Annotated in this window: 8 protein-coding genes; 6 read left to right on the top strand and 2 right to left on the bottom strand. The window is 41.4% G+C overall.

Translation table 11 applies throughout. The features are described 5' to 3' along the window. Positions 1-20: 20 nt before the first annotated feature. The 3 genes from NSU02_RS13255 to NSU02_RS13245 all read left to right on the top strand — a co-directional run bounded on the left by NSU02_RS13255 (position 21) and on the right by NSU02_RS13245 (position 2,866). Positions 21-1,256 (top strand): dihydrolipoamide acetyltransferase family protein, encoded by a 1,236-nt coding sequence (locus NSU02_RS13255; protein WP_339193035.1) that lies wholly within the window; start codon positions 21-23, stop codon positions 1,254-1,256. Positions 1,257-1,373: 117 nt separating this feature from the next. Beyond that, positions 1,374-1,811 (top strand): BrxA/BrxB family bacilliredoxin, encoded by a 438-nt coding sequence (locus NSU02_RS13250; protein ID WP_339193034.1) that lies wholly within the window; start codon positions 1,374-1,376, stop codon positions 1,809-1,811. A 77-nt stretch (positions 1,812-1,888) separates the two neighbouring features. Further along, positions 1,889-2,866, top strand: coding sequence for an aromatic acid exporter family protein (locus tag NSU02_RS13245; protein ID WP_339193032.1), 978 nt, complete (start codon positions 1,889-1,891; stop codon positions 2,864-2,866). Between the two features lie 425 nt (positions 2,867-3,291). On the opposite strand, the gene prli42 is transcribed toward NSU02_RS13245, so the two are convergent. After that, positions 3,292-3,390 carry a stressosome-associated protein Prli42 gene (gene prli42, locus NSU02_RS13240; RefSeq protein WP_232515568.1) on the bottom strand — a complete coding sequence of 33 codons (99 nt, stop codon included), beginning with the start codon at positions 3,388-3,390 and terminating at the stop codon, positions 3,292-3,294. 147 nt (positions 3,391-3,537) lie between these two features. Between prli42 and NSU02_RS13235 the strand changes: the two genes are divergently transcribed. After that, positions 3,538-4,659 (top strand): tripeptidase T, encoded by a 1,122-nt coding sequence (locus NSU02_RS13235; RefSeq protein ID WP_063388143.1) that lies wholly within the window; start codon positions 3,538-3,540, stop codon positions 4,657-4,659. 190 nt (positions 4,660-4,849) lie between these two features. Here the strand turns inward: NSU02_RS13235 and NSU02_RS13230 are convergent, their stop codons facing one another. Continuing rightward, positions 4,850-5,752 carry a LysR family transcriptional regulator gene (locus NSU02_RS13230; RefSeq protein ID WP_063388144.1) on the bottom strand — a complete coding sequence of 301 codons (903 nt, stop codon included), beginning with the start codon at positions 5,750-5,752 and terminating at the stop codon, positions 4,850-4,852. A 128-nt stretch (positions 5,753-5,880) separates the two neighbouring features. Here NSU02_RS13230 and gltB point away from each other — a divergent pair, with 128 nt between their 5' ends. Next, on the top strand, positions 5,881-10,440 hold the full coding sequence (gene gltB, locus NSU02_RS13225; protein ID WP_339193031.1) for a glutamate synthase large subunit: 4,560 nt from the start codon (positions 5,881-5,883) through the stop codon (positions 10,438-10,440). 45 nt (positions 10,441-10,485) lie between these two features. Continuing rightward, positions 10,486-11,967: a glutamate synthase subunit beta gene (locus NSU02_RS13220; protein WP_339193030.1), complete on the top strand. Its 1,482-nt coding sequence runs from the start codon at positions 10,486-10,488 to the stop codon at positions 11,965-11,967. Positions 11,968-12,143 lie beyond the last annotated feature (176 nt).

Raw genomic sequence — 12,143 nt, 5'->3', positions numbered from 1 at the left:
AATCTCAAGGAGGAATCAACGTGCTAATCGAAGAAATGAAAATGCCTCAATTAGGAGAAAGCGTGACAGAAGGAACAATCAGCAAGTGGCTCGTCTCCATCGGCGATAAGGTCAACAAATATGATCCCATTGCAGAAGTTATGACGGATAAAGTGAATGCAGAAGTTCCTTCATCATATACAGGTGTAATTAAAGAGCTTTTAGCTGAGGAGGGAGATACTCTCCAAGTTGGCGAAGTTATTTGCAGAATTGAAGTGGAGGCTGTGGCGGTTGAACAAGAAAAAAACATTCAGCCAAAAGACAGTCTTTATGATAATGACCATCAGCCGGCTGAAAAAGAAGAAACGGAAAAGAAGACTATGAAAAACAGGTATTCTCCGGCAGTGCTCCGGCTAGCTCAAGAACATGATATTGATTTAGAAAAAGTCAACGGAACGGGAGCTTTCGGAAGAATTACCCGAAAAGATGTGTTGAAGCTGATTGAAGCAGGTAATATACCGAAGAAGGGCTCCTTGATCCAAGAAACGAAATCCTATAAATCACCTAAAACAGCCGGTGATACTGAAATTCCTGTTTCTGGGGTGCGCAAAGCCATTGCTCAAAATATGGCGCGAAGCAAAACAGAAATTCCCCATGCTTGGATGATGATTGAGGTCGATGTAACTGGGTTAGTTGAATTAAGAAATTCGATCAAGGAAGAATTTAAAGCAAAAGAAGGTTTTCCTTTAACATTTTTCCCGTTTTTTGTGAAAAGCGTTGCAGAAGCGTTGAAAGAATATCCGCAAATGAATTCGACTTGGGCGGGGGATAAAATTATTCAAAAGAAAGACATTAATATTTCGATCGCTGTTGCAACAGATGATGCGCTTTATGTACCAGTTATTAAACATGCTGATGAAAAATCCATTAAAGGAATTGCTCGAGAAATTAACGAGCTTGCTTTAAAGGTTAGAACGGGAACGATTGAAGCGAAGGAAATGGAAGGCGGTACATTTACCGTTAACAACACAGGTTCATTCGGCTCTATTCAATCAATGGGAATTATTAACTATCCACAAGCGGCTTTGCTGCAAGTAGAAACGATTGTGAAAAGATTAGTTGTCATGAAAAACGGAATGATCGCCGTGCGCGATATGGTGAATCTCTGCCTTTCTCTCGATCATAGAGTATTAGATGGGGTTGTATGCGGAAGATTTTTGCAAAGAGTAAAACAAATATTAGAAGGTATTTCGAAAGAAACGACATCCGTATATTAGTCCTTTGAGTTATTAGAAATAATGCTTAAGCAAAATTGGTTAACATTTGCTTCAAAGATTGCTGTTATTGTAAGATAACAATATAATGGTGAAAAAAAGGGAAAGGGGTGCGAATGAATGAGCATCGATTTTAATTTCTTCATGAACGACATAGTTCGCCAAGCGCGTGAGGAAATCGTTGCCGCTGGCTATACGGAATTGAAAACACCGGAAGAAGTGGATGAAGCTTTAACGAAAAAAGGAACCACTTTAGTAATGATTAATTCTGTTTGCGGCTGTGCAGGAGGAATCGCAAGACCGGCTGCATATCATGCGCTTCATTATGATAAACGTCCTGATCAATTAGTGACTGTATTTGCAGGTCAAGATAAAGAAGCTACGGAACGAGCTAGATCTTATTTTACCGGTTATCCGCCGTCTTCTCCATCTTTTGCGCTGCTCAAGGATGGAAAGCTCGTTACCATGATTGAACGCCATGAAATCGAAGGACATGAGCCGATGTCTGTTGTCCAAAAATTGCAAGAGGCATTCGAGCAATATTGTGACGAAGTATAAAAAGAAAAGGCTGCCATTTTTAGATGTGGCGCCTTTTTTATTTCGAAAAGAGAATAGGCAAATGATGGTGATGAGTAATGAGAAAATTTAAAATCGGTTATCGTACGTTAAAAACAGCGATAGGTGCTCCTCTAGCGATATTTTTAGCACAGCTGATGGATTTAAACCATTTTGTTTCCACCGGCATCATCGCGATTCTTTGTATTCAAGTAACAAAAAAGAAATCATTGAAAAGCGCTTGGTCCAGGTTTTTTGCTTGTATAACGGGAATGATGTTTTCTTTTCTTTTTTTTGAAATTTTTGGTTACCATCCAATTGTCATTGGATTTCTGTTGCTTTTTTTCATACCGACAATGGTGCTTTTTAAAACGACAGAAGGCATTGTAACGAGCGCTGTTATTATTTTGCACTTATATGAAGCAGGTCAAATAACGCTGGATATTGTTCAAAACGAACTTTTGATTATTGTGACAGGGATCGGAGTAGCGCTCTTAATGAATCTGTATATGCCGAGCCTGGAAAATGACCTTAATATTTATCGAAAAGAAGTAGAAAAAAACTTTGCGGTTATTTTTGAAAAAATTGTAGCTTTTTTAAGAGAAGGCGACTATACGTGGGATGGAAAAGAAATTCCTGAGACAGCCGATCTCATTGAAAAAGGGAAAGGATTGGCGCTCCGAAATGTAGAAAATCGTTTGCTAAGACATGAAGACCAATATTATGCATATTTTAAAATGAGAGAAAAACAATTTGAAATCATTGAACGAGTGCTGCCGACGTTCACGATGATCACCGCAAACGTAGAACAAGCGCACCTTATTGCACAGTTTATTGAAGAGTTAAAAGACAACATTCATTCCGGAAATACTGCAAAGAAATTTTTAAAAAAGCTAGATGACATCAAAAAAGAGATGGAAAGGACGCCGCTTCCGAAAACAAGAAAGGAATTTGAAACGAGAGCAAGGCTTTATCATTTTTTATATGAAATGGAGCAATATTTAATTATTAAAAGCCAGTTTAAAGGTCTTGCCGACGCCAAAAAAGGAAAAGGATGAAGCGCTTGTCATTGAGCACAATAAAACGAGAGATCGTGTCAATGCTTTTTTCGTACATATGTTTAGAAGAAACGCCTTTACGAGCTGCACTTTTCAAAATACAAACAGAAGAATGGACCGTGTCTGCTGAAAAAAATCGGCTAAGAATGTTCACCATATCGGTTCGCATGATCTGAAAATATTCGTGAACAGCTATGGAATAAATCAGCGTGATCTGTAAAAAAATTCGCGGCAACGATGCCAAAAGTCCGCATCGGACGAGATTGATTTTGCGAAAATGAATGTGCGGAATTCATGGACTTTATCGGAAAATATGTAACAAAAGGTAGTATGAGGACGAGCAATCGAGAGGAGGAAGCACCGATTTGAAAGAAATTGTTTTTTACCAAACAGCCTATGTGGTGTAAAAAGTGCATGTTGAATTTTTAAAGCCACATAGTGATGCCTGTTAAAATTGAGGTGATCAGCAATGAACCTAACATAATATAAACAACCCACTTTTGCATTTTTTTGCTTGTCATCATGATTCCCTCCACATACATGATTTATAAAACATTGTACAACGATTTTTTAGAGGGGACAACCTTCATAGACAGCTTCTTTTTGATTTCACAAGCGGAATCAAAATCGGTTACACTAAACATGAATACATAATTAGGAGGAAAGACAAAATGGTTCAGGAAAACCGGCTAGTGAATGAATTTTTAGAACTCGTGAAAATTGATTCAGAAACAAAATTTGAACGGGAAATAGCAAATGTATTAAAGCAAAAATTTACCGAGCTTGGACTACAAGTAATAGAAGACGAATCAATTGAAAAAACAGGACATGGAGCAGGAAATTTAATTTGTACGCTAGAGGCGACGAAAGAAGGCGTTGATACGATTTATTTTACCTCTCATATGGATACGGTCGTACCTGGAAAAGGGGTAAAACCTTCTATACAAAACGGATATATTGTGACGGACGGAACAACGATTTTAGGCGCTGATGATAAAGCGGGCCTTGCCGCAATGCTGGAAGCGGTGCGTGTATTAAAAGAAAATAACATTCCTCACGGGAAAATCGAGTTTGTCATTACGGTTGGAGAAGAATCAGGTTTAATTGGGGCAAAAGCGCTTGATTCAAAACTGATTACCGCGCAATACGGGTATGCATTGGACAGTGACGGAAAAGTTGGAGACATTATTGTTTCGGCGCCGACACATGCAAAAATTAAAGCGACGATTCACGGAAAAACCGCTCATGCCGGGGTTGCGCCAGAAAAAGGAATTTCCGCTATTACGGTTGCAGCAAAAGCAGTTGCCAATATGCCTTTAGGCCGAATCGATGAAGAAACAACGGCAAATATCGGCCGTTTTGAAGGGGGAACGCAAACAAATATCGTATGCGACCGCGTTGATATTTTAGCTGAAGCGCGTTCACTTGTACCTGAAAAATTGGAGCAGCAAGTACAAAAAATGAAGGAAGCTTTTGAAACAGCAGCTGCCGAAATGGGAGCAAAAGCAGAAGTGGATATTAACGTAATGTATCCCGGATTTACGTTTACCGATGAAGATAAGGTCGTTCAAATTGCTAAAAAAGCTATCAAAACAATCGGCAGAGAGAGCAGATTGTTAAAAAGCGGGGGCGGAAGCGATGCGAATATTATCGCTGGCTTCGGCATTCCGACTGTTAATCTTGCTGTTGGTTATGAGGAAATTCATACAACAAATGAAAAAATGCCGATTGAGGAGCTTGTCAAAACAGCAGAATTAGTTGTCGCCATTATAAAAGAGGTAGCAAACCAATAGAGCTTTGAAAATTTGAAGCCGGAAGCTCGTCACTCAGCAAACGATCCGATGTGCCAGGCCTTAGGCTTCATAATAAGAATTGACAGCTCCAAAACATCTGCAAGACCTCTGATAGTTTTTACAACCTCCGGCTTCTATAATATTGACAGCCGTTCCGCTCTTCCAGCGTCGTGTTGGAAGAGCATCTTTTTTATTGATATTTTTCTAGTACTGAGAAAAACTCTTTAGCAAATTGATAAAACACTTTAACGGACGGGGCCAGCTCGTAATTTTTCGATATAATAATGCCGACATTTCTGCTTACACGAGGCATTTCAATCGGAATTTTTACCGTAAAACGAGGCATTGTTTCATAAAAAGTGCTTTCAGGCAGCAATGTTACGCCAATTTCTGCCGATACGAGCCCTTTGATGGCATCTAAATCTTCCCCTTCCGATGAAATAATTGGGGAAAATCCAGCCTGTTGACACGCTTCATGCACGATTTTATGCAGAATATAACCTTCTGGAAACGTCACAAACGGTTCATTACGCAATTCAGTCAGCACTAAGCTTTTTTTGTGCGCAAGCGGATGATTGTGCGGCAAAAGGGCTGCAAAGGATTCCGTAAATAAAATATCCCCTTTCACATCGTTGTCATCCGTCGGAATAGGACCGAGAAAAGCTAAATCGATTTCTCTTTTTTTGACGGCTTCAATTAAATATTTATAAGAACCTTGTCGCAAATGAAAGGAAACGTTCGGGTGTTTTGCTTTAAAAGCGGAAATAACAGTCGGCATTGTATGGCTTGCCAAGCTGGTCGGAAAGCCGATTTTAACTGTTCCTCTTTCCGGATCCAAAAATTCTTCAATTTGCTGTTTGGCGTGTTCGATCGCTTTTAAAGCCGTCTCGACATGGGGCAAAAAATGACGTCCAATTGGAGTAAGCTTAACATTCCTTCCTTCCCTTTCAAAAAGCTCCACTCCGAGCTCCGCCTCTAAATTTGCTATTTGCCTGCTGATAGCCGACTGTGCGACATGAAGGGCTTCAGCAGCTTCTGAAACATGCTCCCGCTTTGCAACCTCCCAAAAATATATAAGCTGTCTCAGTTCCATTTGACTCACCCCCAAGCAATTTATATCAAAATGAGATTATTATTATCTAAATTATATATTGTTAATATTATTTTTGAAAACTACAATTATACATACAGACTTATCGGCATGAGAATGGGGGAGAAGAGATGAAACAGATAGGATTACCAAAGGCACAAGGTCTCTATCGTCCTGAATTTGAACATGATGCATGTGGGATCGGTTTATATGCTCATCTGAAGGGGAAACCTTCTCATGATATTGTCAAAAAAGGCCTTCACATGCTTTGTCAATTGGAGCACCGCGGCGGACAAGGAAGCGATCCGAAAACTGGAGACGGTGCAGGCATTATGGTTCAAATTCCGCACAATTATTTTAAAGTTGCTTGCGGACGAATGAACCTTCCAGAAAAAGGACGATATGGAGTCGGAATGGTCTTTTTGCCGAGTCGTGAACATGATCGGATACATTATGAAACAGAAATCAATAAAATCATTGAAAAAGAAGGACAAATATTATTAGGTTGGAGAACTGTGCCGGTAAATTCTGAAAAGATCGGTTGGCTTGCAAAAGAGAGCAAACCTTTCATCAGACAAGTATTTATTGGGGCGAGCGATGATATTCAAGACGAGCTTACTTTTGAGAGAAAGCTGTATGTTATTCGGAAACAAGCAGAACGTCTTGTTCAAAATAATGAATTTTATTTTGCAAGTTTATCAAGCCGGACAATTGTTTATAAAGGTCTCTTGACGCCTGAACAATTAGATGAATTTTATGTAGACTTGCAGGACGAGAGATTTCAATCAGCTTTTGCTCTAGTCCACTCCCGATTCAGCACCAATACGTTCCCAAGCTGGGAAAGAGCGCATCCAAACAGATATTTAATCCATAATGGCGAGATCAACACATTGCGCGGCAATGTGAATTGGATGGCTGCAAGGGAAAAGCTGTTTGTTTCAGACGTTTTCGGGGATGATTTGACAAAAATCACACCTATTTTAGATATGAACGGAAGCGATTCATCCATTTTAGACAACGCTTTTGAATTTTTTGTGCTGGCAGGGAAAAAGCTGGCGCATGCGGCGATGATGCTTATTCCTGAACCGTGGTTTTGGGATGATGAAATGGATGATGATAAGAAAGCATTTTATGAATTTCACAGCTGTTTTATGGAGCCGTGGGACGGTCCAACGGCCATCTCGTTTACAGACGGAAAGCAGATCGGAGCTATTTTGGACCGCAATGGACTTAGACCAGCCCGCTACTATGTGACGAAAGATGATTACATTATTTTCTCATCAGAAGTCGGTGTGATTGATGTTGAACCGGAAAATGTGCTTTATAAAGACCGGCTGAGTCCAGGAAAAATGCTGTTGATTGACTTGGAAGAAGGAAGAATCATTTCTGATCAGGAAATCAAAGAAGAAATCGCCAAAGAAAAACCGTATCGCCAGTGGATCAATGATCAGATGATTTCTATTTTCGACATCAATGTTCCTAAAGATGTTGAAAAGGTTGACGATCTAACCAAACTCCAAAAAGCGTTTGGTTATACGTATGAAGATGTTGAAAAAACAATTGCAGCAATGGTGATCGATGGAAAAGATCCGATCGGCGCAATGGGAAATGATACTCCTCTTGCAGTGCTGTCAGATCGCCCGCAAAGCTTGTTTAATTATTTTAAACAATTGTTTGCCCAAGTAACGAATCCTCCGATTGATGCGATTCGTGAATCGATCGTCACTTCTACGATGACACTGTTAGGAAAAGAAGGAAATATTCTCGATCCTGATCCATCAGCAGCACGACGCATTCGCTTAGAATCTCCAATTCTTTCGAATGAAGAACTCGCTGCTTTGAAAAATAATCCGTATCCTGAATTTAAATGCGTCACTTTGCCGGCTTTGTTTAAAGATGATTTGAAAAATGCATTGGATCAGCTCTTTCAAGCTGCAGATGAAGCGGTGGAAAACGGCGCTACACTTCTAGTTTTATCAGATCGCGGAGTAAACGAAGAATATGCAGCAATTCCAACACTGCTTGCCGGAAGCGCTCTGCATCAATATATGGTGAAAAAAGGAACCCGCACGAAAGCAAGCATTATTGTTGAATGCGGAGAAGTGAGAGAAGTGCACCATTTTGCGGCTCTAATAGGATATGGTGTAGATGCGGTCAATCCTTATTTAGCTTTAGAAACAGTGCGAAATGCTGTTCAAAAGGGAACGATTCCATATTCATATAAAGAAGCAGTAAAAAGATTTAAAAAAGCGGTGACAGACGGGGTCGTCAAAGTCATGTCAAAAATGGGAATTTCTACGATTCAAAGCTACCGCGGAGCCCAAATTTTTGAAGCGGTCGGCATTGGAGAAGAAGTTATCGAGGAATACTTCACTGGAACAGCCTCGCAAATTGGAGGAATCGGATTAAAAGAAATTGAAAAAGAAGCGAAAATGCGTCATGCTCAAGGATTTAAAACAACTTATCGAGATGAAACGCTCGATCCAGGCAGCGAATTTCAATGGAGAAGAAACGGAGAACACCATGCATTCAATCCAAAAACGATCCATACGCTGCAATGGGCATGCCGGAAAAACGATTATAAGTTATTTAAAGAATACTCGAAGATGGCCAATGAAGAGCAAGTGACGTTTTTGCGCAACTTGTTTGAATTCAATGAATCTAGAAAACCGATTCCTATTGAAGAAGTTGAGCCGGTGGAATCAATCGTACGCCGCTTTAAAACAGGAGCAATGTCCTTCGGTTCCTTAAGCAAGGAAGCGCATGAAGCATTGGCGGTTGCGATGAACCGCATCGGTGGAAAAAGCAACAGCGGTGAAGGTGGAGAAGATCCGAACCGCTATGTTCCAGATGAAAATGGAGATTTGAAGCGAAGCGCCATAAAACAAGTAGCTTCCGGCCGCTTCGGTGTGAAAATCCATTATTTAGTCAATGCTGACGAGCTGCAAATTAAAATGGCTCAAGGAGCAAAGCCAGGTGAGGGCGGACAGCTGCCAAGCAAAAAGGTGTATCCTTGGATCGGAAAAGTTCGCGGCTCTACACCGGGTGTGGAATTGATTTCACCGCCTCCGCACCATGACATTTATTCAATTGAAGACTTGGCGCAGCTTATTCATGATTTGAAAAACGCGAATAGAGATGCCCGAATCAGCGTCAAGCTTGTTTCAAAAGCTGGAGTAGGAACGATTGCTGCTGGAGTTGCAAAAGGTGCAGCGGACGTTATTACAATCAGCGGCTATGACGGCGGTACCGGGGCATCTCCAAAGACGAGCATTAAGCATGCTGGACTTCCATGGGAGCTCGGCCTTAGTGAAACACATCAAACGCTTATGCTCAACGGATTGCGTGACCGAGTCGTTCTTGAAACAGACGGCAAGCTGATGACAGGCCGTGATGTTGTGATGGCGGCATTGTTCGGGGCAGAAGAATTTGGTTTTGCAACCGCTCCTCTAGTTGTTCTAGGATGTGTCATGATGCGTGTATGTCATCTTGATACATGTCCAGTCGGAGTGGCAACGCAAAATCCTGAACTTCGTGAAAAATTTATGGGCAAGCCGGAGCATGTTGTTAATTTCATGTATTTCATCGCGCAGGAAGTTCGCGAAATCATGGCAAGCCTCGGATTCCGAACAATTGATGAAATGGTTGGAAGAGTAGATGTATTGAAGGTTAGCGACCGTGCAAAAAAACATTGGAAAGCAAAGCATCTTGACCTATCCCGCTTGCTTTATCAAGTGGAGGGTCCGCGAACATTTGCACGTCCGCAAAACCATAAAATCGACCAGTCATTAGACGTGAATGAAGTATTGCCGAAAGTTGAAGAGGCAATTAAACGGAAAGAAAAAGTTGAACTTCATTTGAACATTAAAAATGTGAACCGCGTCGTTGGAACCATTACAGGCAGCGAAATTGCAAAACGATATGGCGAAGAGGGGCTGCCGGAAGATACAATCAATCTTCATTTCAACGGCTCAGCAGGTCAAAGCTTTGCAGCGTTTGTACCGAAAGGAATGACGATGACGCTTACCGGCGACGCCAATGATTACATTGGAAAAGGCTTATCCGGCGGAAAAGTAATTGTCCGTCACCCGAAAGAAGCATCTTTTGCATCAAGTGACAATGTCATTATTGGAAATGTGGCGTTCTACGGTGCAACGAGCGGTGAAGCATATATTCAAGGGCGAGCCGGCGAAAGATTTTGTGTAAGAAACAGCGGTGTGAATGCTGTTGTTGAAGGTGTCGGCGATCACGGTTGTGAATATATGACCGGAGGACGTGTTGTCATTCTCGGATCTGTCGGCAAAAACTTTGCAGCTGGTATGTCCGGAGGCATTGCTTACGTATTGGCGGATGATCAGGAGAAATTCAAACGAACAGCCAATAAGGAATTAGTGTTGTTTGAATCTCTTGAAGATGAAGAAGAAATCCGCACTGTATATGACATGATTTCGAAGCATTTCCAATATACAGAAAGTCCAAAGGCCCGGCATATATTAGATCACTGGGAAGAGTATGTCGGAAGATTTATTAAAGTGATACCTAGAAACTACAAACTAATGATCAGCACGATTGAAAAAATGGAAAATTCAGGTCTTACGAAAGAAGAAGCTGTACTTGCAGCATTTGAAGCGGTTGCGAATGAGAAAACAACCGCCGGTGAACCATTCGCTTTACAGGCTGTTGCAAATTAACCTCATTGCACACCTAGTGAATGGATGAAAAGGAGGGGGAGACTCGTGGGAAAAGCAACAGGTTTTATGGAGTATGTACGCGAAGAAGAGAAAAAACGTAATCCGCTTTCCCGCCTTGATGATTGGAAGGAATATTCATTCCCGTTTTCAAATGAAACACTTGCCAGACAAGGTGCCCGCTGCATGGACTGCGGGACTCCTTTCTGTCATATGGGAATGGAGATCAACGGCTTAACATCAGGTTGTCCGATTCATAATTTAATCCCTGAATGGAATGATCTTGTTTATAGAGGTAGATGGAAGGAAGCGCTGGACCGTCTTTTAAAAACAAATAATTTTCCTGAATTTACCGGAAGGGTTTGTCCTGCACCGTGTGAAGGATCTTGTACGGTTGCGATTTCAGATCCTGCTGTTGCCATTAAAGGCATCGAGCGCGCAATAATCGATAAAGGCTTTGACGAAGGATGGGTTCAGCCGAGAATTCCTGAAAAGCGCACAGGTAAAAAAGTCGCTATTGTTGGGTCAGGTCCTGCCGGTCTGGCATGTGCGGATCAATTGAACCAAGCGGGACATTCCGTTACGGTTTATGAGCGGGCTGATCGAATCGGCGGGTTATTAATGTACGGTATTCCGAATATGAAGCTTGAGAAGGAAATTGTTGAAAGAAGAGTGCGTCTTTTAGAAGAAGAAGGAATTACGTTTATAACTAATACGGAAGTAGGCAAAGACATCACCGCTGATGAGCTTCGCTCCCAATATGATGCTGTTGTTTTATGCACAGGAGCGCAAAAGCAGCGTGATCTTGTGATTGAAGGAAGAGAATTAAACGGCGTGCACTTTGCGATGGATTATTTAACAGAAACGACGAAAAGCCTGCTCAATTCTAATTTTGCAGACAAAAAGTTTATTGATGCAAAAGATAAGCATGTCATCGTCATTGGCGGCGGTGATACAGGTGCTGACTGTGTAGCGACAGCATTGCGGCAAAAGTGTAAAAGCGTTGTGCAATTTGGTAAACATCCAGCCTTGCCGAAGGAGCGGGCGGAAGGCAATCCATGGCCTCAAGCTCCGCTGGTCTTTACGTTAGATTATGCATATGAGGAAGCTAAAAGCAAATTCGGACAGGATCCTCGTCAATTTTGCATCCAAACAAAGAAAATTGTCGGCGATGAAAATGGCAATGTAAAAGAATTGCATACGATTCAAATGGAAAAATCATTTGATGAAAACGGCAATGCGGTGTTTAAAGAAATACCCGGCACAGAAAAAGTATGGCCGTGCGATTTAGTCTTTATCGCAATCGGTTTTGAAGGGCCGGAACAGCCTGTTCTGAAGCAATTTGGCGTTGAAACGGTAAACCGGAAAGTGAACGCTCCGTACGGCAAATTTACAACAAATGTAGAAGGCGTATTTGCTGCAGGTGACGCAAGAAGAGGACAGAGCTTGATTGTCTGGGCGATTCATGAGGGAAGAGGTGCCGCAAGGGAAGTGGATCGCTTCTTAATGGGAGCGACGAATTTACCTTAAAATTATATTTTGAAATCCCGGGGCTGTCTAGAAAGTCCAATCGCCATTGAAAATAAAAATCATAAACACCGATATATCAACGTTTCTAAAACATTAATGGGGGCGTCAATAAGCCGTAAAAACGACTTATTAGACACCCCCTTTCCTTTATTTTTAAAGCATTTGCATAGCAGGCA

This window comes from Aeribacillus sp. FSL W8-0870, assembly GCF_037963755.1.
Lineage (GTDB): Bacteria > Bacillota > Bacilli > Bacillales > Aeribacillaceae > Aeribacillus > Aeribacillus composti.
The sequence above is the reverse complement of the archived record's forward strand: the minus strand, read 5'-3'. Positions and strand labels throughout refer to the sequence as shown.